Below are 16,439 nucleotides of genomic sequence, written 5' to 3' on the forward strand. Positions count from 1 at the left end.
AAGCAATAGATGCAAAAAAGCCTCAGCATTTCTGCTGAGGCTTCGTATATGGCAGGGGTGGAGAGATTCGAACTCCCAACACGCGGATTTGGAATCCGCTGCTCTGCCAATTGGAGCTACACCCCTAAAACTTTATCTTGCTTCAGATTCGAAAAAACCTCGCACTAGGCGAGGTTATCGAATAAGTGGCGGAGTGGACGGGACTCGAACCCGCGACCCCCGGCGTGACAGGCCGGTATTCTAACCAACTGAACTACCACTCCGCAGTGGTCAACTCACTAAGTGAGCGTCCATATCTCCAGGTCGGTCAACCTAAAGATTTAATTTAAAGCCTGGCGATGTCCTACTCTCACATGGGGAAACCCCACACTACCATCGGCGCTATTGTGTTTCACTTCTGAGTTCGGCATGGAATCAGGTGGGTCCACAATGCTATGGTCGCCAAGCAAATTTTAAAATTCGGAAAGCTTATCTAAAAGTTATTTCTCTTCAAACTCATTCAAGGTCTGTCTTTGAGTCCACAAAACCCCTTGGGTGTTGTATGGTTAAGCCTCACGGGCAATTAGTACAGGTTAGCTCAATGCCTCGCAGCACTTACACACCCTGCCTATCAACGTCGTAGTCTACGACAACCCTTTAGGACACTTATAGTGCCAGGGAAAACTCATCTCAAGGCTCGCTTCCCGCTTAGATGCTTTCAGCGGTTATCGATTCCGAACTTAGCTACCGGGCAATGCCATTGGCATGACAACCCGAACACCAGAGGTTCGTCCACTCCGGTCCTCTCGTACTAGGAGCAGCCCCTTTCAATTTTCCAACGCCCACGGCAGATAGGGACCGAACTGTCTCACGACGTTCTAAACCCAGCTCGCGTACCACTTTAAATGGCGAACAGCCATACCCTTGGGACCGACTTCAGCCCCAGGATGTGATGAGCCGACATCGAGGTGCCAAACACCGCCGTCGATATGAACTCTTGGGCGGTATCAGCCTGTTATCCCCGGAGTACCTTTTATCCGTTGAGCGATGGCCCTTCCATTCAGAACCACCGGATCACTATGACCTGCTTTCGCACCTGCTCGAATTGTCATTCTCGCAGTCAAGCGGGCTTATGCCATTGCACTAACCACACGATGTCCAACCGTGTTTAGCCCACCTTCGTGCTCCTCCGTTACTCTTTGGGAGGAGACCGCCCCAGTCAAACTACCCACCAGGCACTGTCCGTAATCCCGATTCAGGGACCAACGTTAGAACATCAAAACTACAAGGGTGGTATTTCAAGGACGACTCCATCACATCTAGCGACGCAATTTCATAGTCTCCCACCTATCCTACACATGTAGGTTCAATGTTCAGTGCCAAGCTGTAGTAAAGGTTCACGGGGTCTTTCCGTCTAGCCGCGGGTACACTGCATCTTCACAGCGATTTCAATTTCACTGAGTCTCGGGTGGAGACAGCGTGGCCATCATTACGCCATTCGTGCAGGTCGGAACTTACCCGACAAGGAATTTCGCTACCTTAGGACCGTTATAGTTACGGCCGCCGTTTACCGGGGCTTCGATCAAGAGCTTCGACCGAAGTCTAACCCCATCAATTAACCTTCCGGCACCGGGCAGGCGTCACACCGTATACGTCATCTTACGATTTTGCACAGTGCTGTGTTTTTAATAAACAGTTGCAGCCACCTGGTATCTGCGACTCTCGTCTGCTCCATCCGCAAGGGACTTCACTGATAAGAGCGTACCTTCTCCCGAAGTTACGGTACCATTTTGCCTAGTTCCTTCACCCGAGTTCTCTCAAGCGCCTTGGTATTCTCTACCCGACCACCTGTGTCGGTTTGGGGTACGATTCCTTACAATCTGAAGCTTAGAGGCTTTTCCTGGAAGCATGGCATCAATGACTTCACTACCGTAGTAGCTCGACATCGTATCTCAGCGTTAATGAAAGTCCGGATTTACCTAAACTTTCCGCCTACATACTTGAACCTGGACAACCGTCGCCAGGCCCACCTAGCCTTCTCCGTCCCCCCATCGCAATTGTAAGAAGTACGGGAATATTAACCCGTTTCCCATCGACTACGCCTTTCGGCCTCGCCTTAGGAGTCGACTTACCCTGCCCCGATTAACGTTGGACAGGAACCCTTGGTCTTCCGGCGAGGGAGTTTTTCACTCCCTTTATCGTTACTCATGTCAGCATTCGCACTTCTGATACCTCCAGCAGCCCTTACAGACCACCTTCAACGGCTTACAGAACGCTCCCCTACCCCACATACCCTAAGGTACGTAGCCGCAGCTTCGGTGTATAGCTTAGCCCCGTTACATCTTCCGCGCAGGCCGACTCGACCAGTGAGCTATTACGCTTTCTTTAAATGATGGCTGCTTCTAAGCCAACATCCTGGCTGTCTGAGCCTTCCCACATCGTTTCCCACTTAGCTATACTTTGGGACCTTAGCTGGCGGTCTGGGTTGTTTCCCTCTCCACGACGGACGTTAGCACCCGCCGTGTGTCTCCCGGATAGTACTTACTGGTATTCGGAGTTTGCAAAGGGTTGGTAAGTCGGGATGACCCCCTAGCCTTAACAGTGCTCTACCCCCAGTAGTATTCGTCCGAGGCGCTACCTAAATAGCTTTCGGGGAGAACCAGCTATCTCCAGGTTTGATTGGCCTTTCACCCCTAGCCACAAGTCATCCGCTAATTTTTCAACATTAGTCGGTTCGGTCCTCCAGTTGATGTTACTCAACCTTCAACCTGCCCATGGCTAGATCACCTGGTTTCGGGTCTAATCCTAGCAACTGTACGCCCAGTTAAGACTCGGTTTCCCTACGGCTCCCCTAAACGGTTAACCTTGCTACTAAAATTAAGTCGCTGACCCATTATACAAAAGGTACGCAGTCACACCACGAAGGTGCTCCTACTGCTTGTACGTACACGGTTTCAGGTTCTATTTCACTCCCCTCACAGGGGTTCTTTTCGCCTTTCCCTCACGGTACTGGTTCACTATCGGTCAGTCAGTAGTATTTAGCCTTGGAGGATGGTCCCCCCATATTCAGACAGGATATCACGTGTCCCGCCCTACTCGTTTTCACTGATTATGAGATGTCGATTACGGGGCTATCACCCTTTATTGCGGCACTTTCCAGAGCCTTCATCTGTCTCATTAAAAGCTTAAGGGCTAATCCAATTTCGCTCGCCGCTACTTTCGGAATCTCGGTTGATTTCTCTTCCTCGGGGTACTTAGATGTTTCAGTTCCCCCGGTTTGCCTCCTGTTGCTATGTATTCACAACAGGATACTTACTTATGTAAGTGGGTTTCCCCATTCAGGAATCCCAGACTCAAAAGGTTATTACTACCTAATCTGGGCTTATCGCAAGTTATTACGCCTTTCATCGCCTCTGACTGCCAAGGCATCCACCGTGTACGCTTAGTCACTTAACCATACAACCCGAAAGGGTTTCTATTTGCTTTCACTTTAAAAAGTGAAGACAAATAAGCGTATGGCAACTAACCAAGGTTTTTGGTTGTCATCAAGAAGGGTTAATTCTTAATGACTGTTTGCCGGACTCAATTGTGAATCAAACTAAGTTTGATTCGAATACAAGACACTTGAATGTGTTTGTTGTGTCTATCTAATGAAAGATAAACATTGAGAACTTTTAAATTTGATTGAATTACTCGTAAGTAATCAATCAGTCAGCTTTCCAAATTGTTAAAGAGCATGAGACTTTAAGAACCAGCGTTCTAAAATTCACATTTTCTAAAGACTCTCAGGGTCAAACATACCAACCAACGACAAAAGAAGTGGTTTGGATATGAATATAACCAAGAATTTTTAGAGAATGGTGGGCGATACCGGGCTCGAACCAGTGACCCCCTGCTTGTAAGGCAGGTGCTCTCCCAACTGAGCTAATCGCCCACGATAGTTTTAATTCCTTCGCGGAGAAAGAATGGTGGGTCGTGCAGGATTCGAACCTGCGACCAATTGATTAAAAGTCAACTGCTCTACCAACTGAGCTAACGACCCAATGGTATCCCGTAGGGGAGTCGAACCCCTGTTACCGCCGTGAAAGGGCGGTGTCCTAGGCCTCTAGACGAACGGGACACTGCAATTTATCTCCACTTTAAAAAGTAGAAACAAACTTCGAAGAACTTGGGAGTTCTTCATCTCTTTGCTTTTCTAAACCTAATCAATCTGTGTGGACACTCATCGTGGTATCTTCGTATAAGGAGGTGATCCAGCCCCAGGTTCCCCTAGGGCTACCTTGTTACGACTTCACCCCAGTCATGAACCACAAAGTGGTGAGCGTCCTCCCCGAAAGGTTAAACTACCCACTTCTTTTGCAGCCCACTCCCATGGTGTGACGGGCGGTGTGTACAAGGCCCGGGAACGTATTCACCGTGACATTCTGATTCACGATTACTAGCGATTCCGACTTCATGGAGTCGAGTTGCAGACTCCAATCCGGACTACGACGCACTTTTTGGGATTCGCTCACTATCGCTAGCTTGCTGCCCTCTGTATGCGCCATTGTAGCACGTGTGTAGCCCTACTCGTAAGGGCCATGATGACTTGACGTCGTCCCCACCTTCCTCCGGTTTATCACCGGCAGTCTCCCTGGAGTTCCCGACATTACTCGCTGGCAAACAAGGATAAGGGTTGCGCTCGTTGCGGGACTTAACCCAACATTTCACAACACGAGCTGACGACAGCCATGCAGCACCTGTCTCAGAGTTCCCGAAGGCACACCTGCGTCTCCGCTGGCTTCTCTGGATGTCAAGAGTAGGTAAGGTTCTTCGCGTTGCATCGAATTAAACCACATGCTCCACCGCTTGTGCGGGCCCCCGTCAATTCATTTGAGTTTTAATCTTGCGACCGTACTCCCCAGGCGGTCTACTTAACGCGTTAGCTCCGAAAGCCACGGCTCAAGGCCACAACCTCCAAGTAGACATCGTTTACGGCGTGGACTACCAGGGTATCTAATCCTGTTTGCTCCCCACGCTTTCGCATCTGAGTGTCAGTGTCTGTCCAGGGGGCCGCCTTCGCCACTGGTATTCCTTCAGATCTCTACGCATTTCACCGCTACACCTGAAATTCTACCCCCCTCTACAGCACTCTAGTTCACCAGTTTCAAATGCAGTTCCGAGGTTGAGCCCCGGGCTTTCACATCTGACTTAATGAACCACCTGCATGCGCTTTACGCCCAGTAATTCCGATTAACGCTCGCACCCTCCGTATTACCGCGGCTGCTGGCACGGAGTTAGCCGGTGCTTCTTCTGTTGCTAACGTCAAGAGATAACGCTATTAACGTTACCCCCTTCCTCACAACTGAAAGTACTTTACAACCCGAAGGCCTTCTTCATACACGCGGCATGGCTGCATCAGGCTTTCGCCCATTGTGCAATATTCCCCACTGCTGCCTCCCGTAGGAGTCTGGACCGTGTCTCAGTTCCAGTGTGGCTGATCATCCTCTCAGACCAGCTAGGGATCGTCGCCTTGGTGAGCCATTACCTCACCAACTAGCTAATCCCACCTAGGCATATCTTGACGCGAGAGGTCCGAAGATCCCCCTCTTTGGCCCGTAGGCATTATGCGGTATTAGCCATCGTTTCCAATGGTTATCCCCCACATCAAGGCAATTTCCTAGGCATTACTCACCCGTCCGCCGCTCGACGCCCAACAAATCCTCCGAAGATTCAATGTTGTCGTTTCCGCTCGACTTGCATGTGTTAGGCCTGCCGCCAGCGTTCAATCTGAGCCATGATCAAACTCTTCAATTTAAGATTTTGTGACTCAATGAATACTGACTTCAAAACTAATATTTACTGCTCTTTCGAAAAAAAACAGAAACATGTAATTCTAAAGCTATTACCATTCCAACAGAATGGTAATGAATTGACTGTGCCAAATAACCGAAGTTATTTGTATTGGTCACTCAGTTCATTGAAATCAATTTGTTACCGAAGTAACTGTTTTATCCAAAGGATAAAACGTTTTGATATTCATCAACGAGTGCCCACACAGATTGATAGGTTTAAATTGTTAAAGAGCTTTTCCTTTTTGAGCTTCGCTCAAATCGGACGGCCATTTTAGCGATTTAAGTTTTAGTGTCAACCACTATTTTCAAAACTTTTTTCAAGCGCTTAGCTTGGCTAATTTGACCTGCTGATTCGTTTTGGTTTCTTACGAAGCCTTCCCGTTTCAACGAGGTCGCATTATAGAGATTTCGATCACACTGGCAAGCCCTTTTTGAAGTTTTTCTTACTTTTTTGATTGTTCGAGCGTTTTTTGTTCAAAACACTCCATTTTCACTAGTATTCCCCTTAATTAAGGGCTTAAGGTGCCTATATAAAGGAGGATTTATGAGTTCAATGCGCAGTTATAAAGGAGTATCCCCTCAGATTGGACAAGGTGTCTATATAGATACAAGTTCGGTACTGGTTGGTGATATCAAAATCGGTGACGACTCTAGCGTGTGGCCTTTGGTTGCAGCTCGAGGAGATGTGAACCACATTCATATTGGAGATAGAACGAATATCCAAGACGGCAGCGTTTTGCACGTCACCCATAAGAATGCTGACAACCCTGAAGGTTATCCTCTACTAATAGGTAATGATGTCACTATCGGACATAAAGTAATGCTGCATGGCTGCACGATTGAAGATCGTGTACTTGTTGGTATGGGAGCTATCGTGTTGGATGGCGTGGTTATTAAAGAAGATGTGATGATTGGTGCTGGTAGCTTAGTGCCGCCTAATAAGGTACTTGAGAGCGGTTATCTATATGTAGGAAGCCCGGTAAAACAAGCACGCCCATTAAATGATAAGGAGCGTGCCTTTTTACAGAAGTCAGCTGACAACTATGTTCAGAATAAAAACGACTATCTAGACTCTGTGCTTCCAGTTTAAAGCGCTTTGATCTGAATCCGATTAGAGGAGTCATACTCCTCTTCTTCTATTAACTCTTCCGCTAGCTCTTCAATATCGAAACGCAACTCTGAAAAGATAACTAAAGCTTGATCGCCCTCTTCTATCTCTTTACCTGCCAATCGTGATAATTCTTCAATAGATAAGACACATTCGATCAATGCACCCGACTGTTGTGCTGGGAAGGTGATAGATTGACTTGCTTCATCCCAATCTTGGATATCCGGAAATAGAATTGATTGATTCATTTTTTATAATTACCTTGTTACATCTCTAAGTTTCTACGTAATTCTCTTAAAATCTGTTTTGTTCCTGGGCGAAGGCCACGCCAAAGCATAAAGCTCTCTGCTGCCTGCCCCACTAGCATACCCAAACCATCATAAGCAGCATGAACACCGTTATCTAATGCCCATTGATTAAATACTGTGGTTCCAGATCCGTAAACCATGTCATAAACGGCGCTATTAGAATTGAAAATAGCATCAGACACCTCAGGAAGCTGCCCGCTTAGACCAGACGAAGTAGAGTTAATAATGACATCAAAGCCTTCATTAACATCACTTAGCCCCATCCCCTTGATGTTGCCATGCGAAGAAAACATCTCAGCCAGAAGTTCAGCCTTGGAGCTGGTTCGATTAGCGACCACCAGCTGTTGTGGCTTTTGATCGAGAAGAGGTTGAATCACTCCTCTCGCAGCACCACCAGCGCCAAGAAGAAGAACGCGAGCTCCTTTTAACGCAACTTGATGTTGAAGAAGGTCTTGAACTAAGCCTTCACCATCGGTGTTATCACCAATAATCTCTCCATCATCGAGCTTCTTAAGTGTGTTTACGGCACCTGCTAGTTCAGCTCTTTCAGTCAGGCGATTAGCGAACTGATACGCATCTTCTTTAAAAGGTGCTGTGACATTACACCCTCTACCACCCTCACTAAAAAAAGCTTGAGCAGCAATGATGAATTCACCTTGTTCTGGCTGGAGTGCTGTATAGGTAAGTTGTTGGCTGGTTTGGCGAGCAAATAATGTGTGAATGAATGGCGATTTGCTTTGCCCAATAGGGTTACCGAAAACGGCATAACGATCTACTTGCTGTGTCATATCCTTACCTAACAGAAATAAAAAAGGGTCATCTATATAGATGACCCTATCACTATCCCTATAAGGAAGGAAGAACTACCAAACTCGAGGCTTTAGGTAGTCGCTATAAAGCAGAGCTTCTGGTGAACCCGCTTGTGGTTCGTAGCGGTATTCCCAACGAGCCAATGGCGGCATCGACATCAATATAGACTCTGTGCGCCCACCGCTTTGCAGACCAAATAGGGTGCCACGGTCATACACTAAGTTAAATTCAACATAGCGACCACGACGATAAAGTTGGAAGTCACGCTCGCGCTCACCGTAAGACGTCTCTTTACGTCGTTCTACAATGGGTAGATAGGCGGCTGCAAAGCCTTCACCGACCGCCTGCATATAAGCAAAGCTCTTATCGAAACCCCACTCATTCAGATCATCAAAGAACAGACCACCAACACCGCGTGTTTCGTCTCGGTGAGGCAGATAGAAGTATTTATCACACCACTCTTTATGCTCTTGATAAACATCATCACCAAACGGCGCACAAAGATCTTTAGCGGTTTGATGCCAAGATTGGCAGTCTTCATCGAAAGGATAAAATGGCGTTAAGTCAAAACCACCACCAAACCACCAAATCGGGTCTTCCCCCTCTTTTTCCGCAATAAAGAATCGAACGTTCGCGTGTGAGGTTGGGATGTATGGGTTTTTAGGGTGGATAACTAATGAGACCCCCATTGCCTCAAACTTACGTCCAGCTAATTCAGGGCGATGAGCCGTGGCTGAGGCAGGCATTGCCTTACCCGCTACGTGAGAGAAATTAACCCCACCTTGCTCAAATACCGCACCATTGGTCATCACGCGAGTTCGACCACCGCCACCAAGGCGCTCGCCAGGTTCACGCTGCCATGCATCTTCTTCAAACAGTGCAGTACCATCAGCTTGCTCAAGCTGCTGGCAAATCGAATCTTGTAGGCTCAGTAAAAACTGTTTTACTGCTTCTTTATCAATTGCTGACATCTTTCTTCCTCTGCAGGGTTTAACCCTGTCTTAATATTTTCGACGTTTTTGCATCTCTAATTTCGCTTGGCTTCTCACGACCACCCGTTTGACCTTCTAAAATAGCCACCAAATGTTGACCCAGTTGCTGTTGAACTTCTTCAGTCGTCATACAAGGCGGTTCACCTGTCAGGTTAGCACTGGTCGAGGTTAACGGCTTACCGAATTCATTACACATTCTTTGAACTAAAGGGTGATCCGTCACTCGCACCGCGATGGATTCAAATTGGCCACTGACCCAGTCAGTTACTTTACTGCTGGTTGGCATTATCCAAGTCACTGGTCCCGGCCATGTTGCTTTTACGGTCGCTAACTGCGCTTCCGTCAACTGGCTTTCGTCAATATAGGGCAGCAACTGCTCGTAACTCGCTGCAATTAGGATCAACCCTTTTTCCATCGGCCGCTGTTTTAAATCGAGCAATTTCTTAATGGCTTGTGGATTATCGGGATCACAACCGACCCCAAAAACGCCTTCAGTCGGGTAAGCAATGACTTCACCTTGTTGTAATGCCTGCAAAGTATGTTGAAAGTTATCCAAGGGTTGCCTCATTAATTCTGTTATCGAACTCGCTAAGTGTACAAATTATCATTCACTGTGACTAAAGCTATTTGTTTATAAAATGTATCAATTAACAACTTAGACTGACGCAAACGTTTTCCTTAAGCAATTTTACCCGTATAATGCGCGCAAAATATCTAATCACTAATTAAATCGTACCTGAAGGAGTTTGAGATGACTGTCGGTATTATCATGGGTTCTAAATCTGATTGGCCAACAATGAAGCTAGCTGCAGAAATGTTGGATCAGTTTGGCGTGGCGTACGAAACAAAAGTGGTTTCTGCTCACCGCACACCTCAGTTGCTTGCTGATTACGCAACCAGTGCGAAAGAGCGCGGTATTAAAGTGATTATTGCTGGTGCTGGCGGTGCTGCGCATCTTCCGGGCATGGCTGCAGCTTTCACAAGCGTACCTGTTTTAGGTGTTCCTGTTCAGTCTAAAGCACTGAAGGGCATGGATTCTCTGCTTTCTATCGTACAGATGCCAAAAGGCATTGCGGTAGGTACTTTGGCTATCGGTGAAGCTGGCGCTGCCAATGCTGGTATCTTAGCCGCTCAAATCATTGGTACTCACAATGAAGAAGTGATGGCAAAAGTAGAAGCGTTCCGCTCTGAGCAAACAGAAACGGTTCTGGCTAATCCAAACCCTGCTGAGGACTAATTCCCATGCATGTTCTTGTGTTAGGCGCGGGCCAACTTGCTCGCATGATGTCCCTAGCTGGGGCGCCGCTGAATATTGAAATTTCTGCTTTTGATGTTGGCAGCAAAAATATTGTTCACCCATTAACGCAAGCGATTCTAGGCAACGGCTTAGACAATGCGATTGAGCGTGCGGACGTCATTACTGCTGAATTCGAACATATCCCTCACGATGTTCTTGAGGTATGTGAGCGCAGCGGTAAGTTCTTACCGACAACAGAAGCAATCAAAGCTGGCGGTGACCGTCGCCTTGAAAAAGCCCTGTTAGACGAAGCAAGCGTGAAAAATGCTAAGTACTACGAGATTAACTCTCGCGAAGACTTTGACGCTGCGATCGCTCACGTTGGCTTACCAATGGTATTGAAGAGCACACTTGGCGGCTACGATGGCAAAGGTCAATGGCGCTTAAAAACATTAGACAATGTTGGCGCGACTTGGGCAGAAATGGCCGAGTGCATCGCCGCAACAGACAACCAAGCCATTGTGGCTGAAGAGTTCGTTCCGTTTGATCGCGAAGTATCACTGGTTGGTGCTCGTGGCGCTAATGGCGAGATTCAAGTGTACCCACTGGCTGAAAATGTTCACACCGACGGCGTGTTGAGCTTATCGACAGCGATTGATGACATTGAACTGCAAGAGCAAGCGAAAACCATGTTCACCGCTGTTGCAGAACGTTTGGATTACGTTGGCGTGCTAGCGTTAGAGTTCTTTGATGTTAAAGGTTCACTGCTGGTTAACGAAATTGCACCACGTGTTCATAACTCTGGCCACTGGACACAGCAAGGCGCTGAAACTTGTCAGTTTGAGAACCACCTACGTGCTGTGTGCGGTATGCCACTAGGCAGTACTAAACTGATTCGCCCAACCGCAATGATCAATATTCTTGGTGAAGATACCCTACCTGAGGCTATTCTGGCTCAAGGTGGCTGTCATGTTCATTGGTATGGCAAAGAGAAGCGTGCAGGTCGTAAGATGGGTCACATTAACGTGAGCGCTGACTACAACGCAGAGCTGCAAAGAGCGTTGTGCTCATTGGCTGATATTCTTGATAAGCAAGCCTACCCTGCTGTGCATGAGTTTGCTGAGCAGATGAAGTAAGCCTACATTGGTTTATTGATATAAAAAGTTTATTGGATATAGAAACGGCGCTCATTGGGCGCCGTTTTTTTGTCTATAACATCAGGTTATTGAGATTGAATGTGATGACACTTGCGATCAGCACATTGCTTCTTAGTACCACTGGCCGTTTTCTTCTCCAGTAGCAGCGGGAATTTGCACTGTTCACAACGACCTATAACAGGTGGCTGATTAACGGCGAACTTACACTTAGGGTAGTTATCACACGCATAGAAGGTTTTGCCATAGCGAGATTTACGCTCAACCAAATGGCCTCTGCCACACTCAGGACAAGCAACAAGTGGCTGCTCTTCAGGTTGTTCTTTTGGTTGGTCCAAAGATTCGATGTGATTACACGTTGGGTAGCTGCTACAACCAATGAACATACCAAAGCGACCTTGCCTTAATACCAATTCGTTTTGGCATTTAGGGCACGGTACACCCAGCTCTTTCACTACGTGGCCATCGTTCTGATGCAGAGGCTTGATGTAATCACAGCTAGGATACTGCTTACAGCCTAAAAATGGGCCGTGCTTACCATGGCGAAGCTGAAGCTCTCCACCACACTGTGGACATGGTTCATGCTCTAATGCATGTTCATGTGCTGAAAAAAGCTGATTATCAATCTTACTACTCATGACAAGCCTGTATTAATGCAAGATACCTTGCTCTTTGGTGTACAACAGCTCTTCCATTTGCGTGTAAGCACTTTCATTACCCGGCACATTAAATAGCACCATTAAGATAATCCATTTCAGATCATCCAATTCAAATTCGCTCGTCTCAAGCCCCATCACACGATCAATCACCATTTCACGAATCTCTGTCGTGAGTACATTGATCTGTTCAAGGAACAATAAGAAGCCTCGGCACTCCATATTAATACGTGAAATCTCTCGACTGGTATAAATACGCATCGAGGTATTGGAACACATAGTAATCGCCGCTTGATTCTCAGTATCTTGCAATGCCGCAAGATCTTCTAACCAATGGAGGGCCTTATAAATATCATCTTGGTGAAACCCTGCTCGAAGAAGCTCATCTTCCAGCTCATCTTGATCCACCTGCAATTCAGAATCGCTATGGATGTAGGTTTCAAACAAGTACATCAGTATGTCCATCATCATAGCTTAGCCTCTCCCCTTTCGAATATAGCCACCGGAAACTGCAACAACATGCCCTGAGAGCTCAAGCTCTAAAAGCTGCATCATGACCTCATGCACAGGTATATGGGTTCTCTGTGCCAAAATATCAACGGGTGTCGCCTCTAACCCTACGTTAGCTAACAGCTGTGGAAATGGCAATTGTTCATTTTCACCCTCATTCGACGTAGGCTCGAACAAGCTAGGCTGTTGGTCTATAGACCAGTCTAACAGACTCTTTATTTCAATCAGAACATCTTGTGCACTCTGTACCAAGCATGCTCCAGCTTTGATTAAGCTATTACCTCCTCGACTGGTTGGGTTATGAATAGAGCCAGGAAGCGCAAACACCTCTCGGCCTTGCTCCATGGCATAGCGAGCTGTAATCAAAGAACCACTCTTCTCAGCCGCTTCAACCACCAAGGTTCCGAGCGATAACCCACTTATAATACGGTTACGGCGAGGGAAATGTTCAGGTCGTGGCTTGGCACTTGGGCGAAACTCTGAAATCAACGCACCATTTTCACAGATCCTATCGGCTAAATTTCTGTGTCGCGCAGGATAAATTGAATCCAATCCAGAGCCCAGCACCGCGAAAGTTTCCCCTCCTTTATCTAGAGCACCATCATGAGCATAACCATCGATGCCTAAGGCTAAGCCACTCGTGACAATCAAACCGTTTTGCACAAACTCTTTGGCGAAGGATTTCGCGGTTTGCAACCCTTCGAGACTGGCATTGCGACTGCCGACCATAGCGATTTGAGGCTCAATCAGTTTTTCAACATGACCTTTAACGAAAAGCACGCTTGGCGCGGAGGCTGTCTCGTTCAGCAGTTTGGGATAATGCGAGCAATTCGGGGTAATGATGTGATGGTTGGGTTGTCTTGCTTGCCACTCTAGGCAAGCCTCCACTTCTCTTGGGGCTTGCTCTCTTAGATAGGCAATTTGCTTGGCAGACAAACCAAGCGCTTGCAGTTGCTGACTTGAGTAACCAACAATATTCAAAGGGGAATCAATACTCAGCAGTCGAGAAAGGCGCTTGCCACCCAATTGCGGAACAAAACTTAGAGTTAACCAAGCACTCAGTTGTTGCTCATTCACTCGGTGCCCTTAGCTTCTTCCTTCAAAGCCAGATCCAAAGGTGATACCGCCAGAATATCATTACTAACCGGTTTTGAGCTCTGAGTGATCAAGGCCAAGCTAAAATACTCATAAGGACGAATGACCATCAAACTACCAAGTGAGGTACTTGGCAGCTGCACCTTATCGCTCGCCGCAGACTCTTTGTAGCTGTATTCACCTTGCTTACCAAACACCACAGCGCCGCTTTCACTGAGCGTAAACATAGAGCCTTGGCGAAGATTGTCCTGTGAGCCTTTATTAATAACGATCACTTGATTCTTTGCACTGTATTGGCTGCCATCTAATGAACCCAAGATATTAGCAAACTGCCCCGCAGCACTAGGCGCTGGATAAAATGTGGTTGAGAGCTTCACCTGATCAACGCCAAGTTCAGGTAACACGAGGTCATTAAGTAACACCTCTTGCAGTTGAGTCTCTATCTGTAAACTACTGAACTCAGCATCCACCTCTTTCAAGCGCGCCGTGGCGACCAAACGCAAAGAGGTAATACTCGCTTGAGGTTGTTGCCTTTGATAAGTCTCGACGGCACGGTAGATACCCCATTTTTGATGCTGCTGGTTTCCCGAAATAAACAATCGGTCTTCACCCGATAAGAAGCGTTTGCCATCACTGGTCCCTAACACTCGTTGCGCTGACTGGATATCTTGCTGCTCAACCAAGCGGTCAGATTGTAGATACGGTAGAACAAGCCCCTCATTCACGGTAGGTACTGCTTTCTTCTCTGATACACGAATCTTAGGGCTTAGCTTTATGACGGGTTTGAGGCTCAACACAGGCTCGCCATTAATCCAAACTAGAGACAATTTATCTCCAGGGTAAATAAGGTGAGGGTTTTCTATTTCAGGGTTTACCTGCCATAGCCTTGGCCACAACCAAGGGCTATCGAGATACATCGCGGAAATATCCCATAAGGTATCCCCCTTAACCACCACATACGCCTCGGGTGCGCCTTGTTTAATGGTTAAAGGTTGCTCACTATTTTCAGCCATAACGGCGAACGAAAGCGAGGCACAAATAAGAGAAAAAGTGGGAGAAAAATGACGCATGACCTAGGTTCCTTGGTCTGAATATATGACATCTGATTAGAGAATTAACTTCAGGATGCTGTCATTTGACCTCTAAAATGTCTAGAATTGAGCCAACAAGGTTTAAGCTGTTTCGGCACAGTTCAATATTTCGAGTGTATATGTCTGTATTACAAGTATTAACATTACCAGATGATCGTCTACGTACCGTGGCGAAACCGGTAAAAGAAGTTACCCCAGAGATTCAAAAGTTCGTTGATGACATGATTGAAACCATGTACGACGAAGAAGGTATCGGCCTTGCGGCAACGCAAGTAGATTTCCACCAGCGCATCGTTGTTATCGACATTTCAGAAACACGTGACGAGCCTATGGTTCTGATCAACCCTGAAATTACCGACAAACGTGGCGAAGATGGTATCGAAGAAGGCTGTCTATCTGTACCAGGCGCTCGAGCTCTAGTCCCTCGCGCTGCAGAAGTAACGGTTAAAGCATTAGACCGTGAAGGCAACGAATTCACATTCGACGCTGACGACCTTCTGGCTATCTGTGTTCAGCACGAACTTGACCACCTAGAAGGCAAGTTGTTTGTTGATTACCTATCGCCACTAAAGCGCAAACGTATTCAAGATAAGCTAGCGAAGATTAAACGTTTCAACGAGAAACAAGGTTAATAACCGCTGCTATTACTAAATTAAGAAGGAAGTCTACCTTGAGTCAATCTTTAAGAATTGTCTTCGCAGGTACTCCGGATTTCGCCGCCCGTCATTTGGCGGCGTTGTTGTCTTCGGAGTATGAAGTTATTGCTGTTTACACACAGCCAGATCGTCCAGCAGGCCGCGGTAAAAAACTGACTGCGAGCCCAGTAAAAAACATCGCACTTGAAAACAATATTCCGGTTTACCAACCAGAAAACTTCAAGTCAGATGAAGCTAAGCAAGAGCTAGCAGATTTGAATGCTGACATCATGGTTGTTGTCGCTTACGGCTTGCTTCTTCCACAAGCTGTATTAGATACGCCTCGCTTGGGTTGTATCAACGTGCATGGTTCAATCCTGCCACGCTGGCGTGGTGCTGCTCCGATCCAACGCTCTATCTGGGCGGGCGATAAAGAGACAGGCGTGACGATCATGCAGATGGATATCGGCCTAGATACTGGTGATATGCTCAGCATCGCAACGCTACCAATCGAAGCGACAGATACTAGCGCGTCAATGTATGAGAAGTTGGCAGGCCTTGGTCCTGATGCTCTTGTTGAGTGTTTAGCAGATATCGCTTCTGGTAAGGCAGTTGCTGAGAAGCAAGATGACGAGTTTGCTAACTACGCGAAGAAGCTGAGCAAAGAAGAAGCGAAGATTGACTGGAATGACAGTGCAGAACACATCGAACGTTGTGTGCGCGCTTTCAATCCATGGCCAATGAGCCACTTTGCGGTTGTTGATAGCAGCTCGAATGATGAAAAAAGCATTAAAGTTTGGCAGACACGTGTTGATCAAGAATCAAGGTCTGCGCCAGCTGGTTCAATCATCAAAGCAGATAAAACGGGTATCTATGTTGCGACTGGCGACAAAGTACTGGTTTTGGAACAACTGCAAGTTCCTGGCAAAAAAGCTATGTCAGTTCAAGACATATTGAACTCACGTGCAAGCTGGTTTGAAGTTGGTACTCAACTTTCTTAACCGCTTTAAAGCTACTCAATATGCACTTA

General features: G+C 46.9%; 13 protein-coding genes, 5 tRNA genes and 3 rRNA genes. 5 read left to right on the forward strand and 16 right to left on the reverse strand.

Annotation, left to right across the window (positions count from 1 at the left end; genetic code table 11):
* Positions 1–49 precede the first annotated feature (49 nt).
* The 8 genes from OCU90_RS17130 to OCU90_RS17165 all read right to left on the reverse strand — a co-directional run bounded on the left by OCU90_RS17130 (position 50) and on the right by OCU90_RS17165 (position 5,775).
* Positions 50–126: transfer RNA gene (locus OCU90_RS17130), tRNA-Trp, on the reverse strand.
* Positions 127–186: 60 nt separating this feature from the next.
* Positions 187–263: transfer RNA gene (locus OCU90_RS17135), tRNA-Asp, on the reverse strand.
* Between the two features lie 67 nt (positions 264–330).
* Positions 331–446, reverse strand: a 5S ribosomal RNA gene (rrf, locus tag OCU90_RS17140).
* 95 nt (positions 447–541) lie between these two features.
* Positions 542–3,435, reverse strand: a 23S ribosomal RNA gene (locus OCU90_RS17145).
* A 402-nt stretch (positions 3,436–3,837) separates the two neighbouring features.
* Positions 3,838–3,913: transfer RNA gene (locus OCU90_RS17150), tRNA-Val, on the reverse strand.
* A gap of 32 nt (positions 3,914–3,945) precedes the next feature.
* Positions 3,946–4,021, reverse strand: a tRNA-Lys gene (locus OCU90_RS17155).
* Positions 4,022–4,023: 2 nt separating this feature from the next.
* Positions 4,024–4,099 (reverse strand) — tRNA-Glu (locus OCU90_RS17160).
* Between the two features lie 121 nt (positions 4,100–4,220).
* Positions 4,221–5,775: ribosomal RNA gene (locus tag OCU90_RS17165) — 16S ribosomal RNA — on the reverse strand.
* The 16S, 23S and 5S rRNA genes sit together here with 5 tRNA genes alongside, the layout of an rRNA operon.
* Positions 5,776–6,357: 582 nt before the next feature.
* Between OCU90_RS17165 and OCU90_RS17170 the strand changes: the two genes are divergently transcribed.
* Complete coding sequence (locus OCU90_RS17170; RefSeq protein ID WP_061025239.1) at positions 6,358–6,903, forward strand: gamma carbonic anhydrase family protein; 546 nt, start codon at positions 6,358–6,360, stop codon at positions 6,901–6,903.
* On the opposite strand, the gene OCU90_RS17175 is transcribed toward OCU90_RS17170, so the two are convergent.
* The 4 genes from OCU90_RS17175 to OCU90_RS17190 form a co-directional block, all read right to left on the reverse strand.
* The gene (locus OCU90_RS17175; protein ID WP_017081754.1) at positions 6,900–7,169 is read right to left on the reverse strand and encodes a DUF1488 family protein; all 270 of its coding nucleotides are present in this window, start codon (positions 7,167–7,169) and stop codon (positions 6,900–6,902) included. The genes OCU90_RS17170 and OCU90_RS17175 overlap by 4 nt on opposite strands.
* A gap of 17 nt (positions 7,170–7,186) precedes the next feature.
* Positions 7,187–8,017, reverse strand: a complete 831-nt coding sequence (gene aroE / locus OCU90_RS17180) for a shikimate dehydrogenase (RefSeq protein ID WP_061025237.1) — start codon at positions 8,015–8,017, stop codon at positions 7,187–7,189.
* Between the two features lie 75 nt (positions 8,018–8,092).
* Positions 8,093–9,010, reverse strand: coding sequence for an oxygen-dependent coproporphyrinogen oxidase (gene hemF, locus OCU90_RS17185; protein ID WP_061025234.1), 918 nt, complete (start codon positions 9,008–9,010; stop codon positions 8,093–8,095).
* Between the two features lie 19 nt (positions 9,011–9,029).
* Complete coding sequence (locus tag OCU90_RS17190; RefSeq protein WP_004735778.1) at positions 9,030–9,587, reverse strand: L-threonylcarbamoyladenylate synthase; 558 nt, start codon at positions 9,585–9,587, stop codon at positions 9,030–9,032.
* A gap of 195 nt (positions 9,588–9,782) precedes the next feature.
* On the opposite strand from OCU90_RS17190, the gene purE reads away from it, so the two are divergent.
* Positions 9,783–10,268, forward strand: coding sequence for a 5-(carboxyamino)imidazole ribonucleotide mutase (gene purE / locus OCU90_RS17195; protein WP_004735777.1), 486 nt, complete (start codon positions 9,783–9,785; stop codon positions 10,266–10,268).
* Positions 10,269–10,273: 5 nt separating this feature from the next.
* The gene (locus OCU90_RS17200; RefSeq protein ID WP_061025232.1) at positions 10,274–11,404 is read left to right on the forward strand and encodes a 5-(carboxyamino)imidazole ribonucleotide synthase; all 1,131 of its coding nucleotides are present in this window, start codon (positions 10,274–10,276) and stop codon (positions 11,402–11,404) included.
* A gap of 86 nt (positions 11,405–11,490) precedes the next feature.
* Here OCU90_RS17200 and OCU90_RS17205 read toward each other — a convergent pair whose 3' ends face one another.
* The 4 genes from OCU90_RS17205 to OCU90_RS17220 are packed head-to-tail and all read right to left on the reverse strand — an operon-like array spanning position 11,491 to position 14,753.
* Positions 11,491–12,060, reverse strand: a complete 570-nt coding sequence (locus OCU90_RS17205) for a DNA topoisomerase family protein (protein ID WP_061025229.1) — start codon at positions 12,058–12,060, stop codon at positions 11,491–11,493.
* 12 nt (positions 12,061–12,072) lie between these two features.
* Positions 12,073–12,549 carry a DUF494 family protein gene (locus OCU90_RS17210; RefSeq protein ID WP_004735774.1) on the reverse strand — a complete coding sequence of 159 codons (477 nt, stop codon included), beginning with the start codon at positions 12,547–12,549 and terminating at the stop codon, positions 12,073–12,075.
* Between the two features lie 3 nt (positions 12,550–12,552).
* Positions 12,553–13,665, reverse strand: a complete 1,113-nt coding sequence (gene dprA / locus OCU90_RS17215) for a DNA-processing protein DprA (RefSeq protein ID WP_061025227.1) — start codon at positions 13,663–13,665, stop codon at positions 12,553–12,555.
* Entirely contained in the window at positions 13,662–14,753 is a 1,092-nt protein-coding gene (locus tag OCU90_RS17220; protein WP_017080841.1) for a LysM peptidoglycan-binding domain-containing protein, read from the reverse strand. Before OCU90_RS17220 ends, dprA begins: the two co-directional genes overlap by 4 nt.
* 140 nt (positions 14,754–14,893) lie before the next feature.
* Between OCU90_RS17220 and def the strand changes: the two genes are divergently transcribed.
* A complete protein-coding gene (def, locus tag OCU90_RS17225; protein ID WP_004735769.1) occupies positions 14,894–15,406 on the forward strand; it encodes a peptide deformylase in 513 nt (170 codons plus the stop codon).
* Positions 15,407–15,444: 38 nt separating this feature from the next.
* Complete coding sequence (gene fmt / locus OCU90_RS17230) at positions 15,445–16,410, forward strand: methionyl-tRNA formyltransferase (RefSeq protein ID WP_061025224.1); 966 nt, start codon at positions 15,445–15,447, stop codon at positions 16,408–16,410.
* Positions 16,411–16,439: the final 29 nt, after the last annotated feature.

This window comes from Vibrio splendidus (assembly GCF_024347615.1).
GTDB classification, from domain to species: Bacteria; Pseudomonadota; Gammaproteobacteria; order Enterobacterales; family Vibrionaceae; genus Vibrio; species Vibrio splendidus.

What these genes read in the sequence shown, in the direction of transcription:
- OCU90_RS17200 (WP_061025232.1), top strand. Translation starts at nt 10,274, where the DNA reads ATGCATGTTCTTGTGTTAGGCGCGGGCCAACTTGCTCGCATGATGTCC.
- OCU90_RS17210 (WP_004735774.1), bottom strand. Translation starts at nt 12,549, where the DNA reads ATGATGATGGACATACTGATGTACTTGTTTGAAACCTACATCCATAGC.
- OCU90_RS17170 (WP_061025239.1), top strand. Translation starts at nt 6,358, where the DNA reads ATGAGTTCAATGCGCAGTTATAAAGGAGTATCCCCTCAGATTGGACAA.
- OCU90_RS17205 (WP_061025229.1), bottom strand. Translation starts at nt 12,060, where the DNA reads ATGAGTAGTAAGATTGATAATCAGCTTTTTTCAGCACATGAACATGCA.
- def (WP_004735769.1), top strand. Translation starts at nt 14,894, where the DNA reads ATGTCTGTATTACAAGTATTAACATTACCAGATGATCGTCTACGTACC.
- OCU90_RS17175 (WP_017081754.1), bottom strand. Translation starts at nt 7,169, where the DNA reads ATGAATCAATCAATTCTATTTCCGGATATCCAAGATTGGGATGAAGCA.
- hemF (WP_061025234.1), bottom strand. Translation starts at nt 9,010, where the DNA reads ATGTCAGCAATTGATAAAGAAGCAGTAAAACAGTTTTTACTGAGCCTA.
- OCU90_RS17220 (WP_017080841.1), bottom strand. Translation starts at nt 14,753, where the DNA reads ATGCGTCATTTTTCTCCCACTTTTTCTCTTATTTGTGCCTCGCTTTCG.
- aroE (WP_061025237.1), bottom strand. Translation starts at nt 8,017, where the DNA reads ATGACACAGCAAGTAGATCGTTATGCCGTTTTCGGTAACCCTATTGGG.
- purE (WP_004735777.1), top strand. Translation starts at nt 9,783, where the DNA reads ATGACTGTCGGTATTATCATGGGTTCTAAATCTGATTGGCCAACAATG.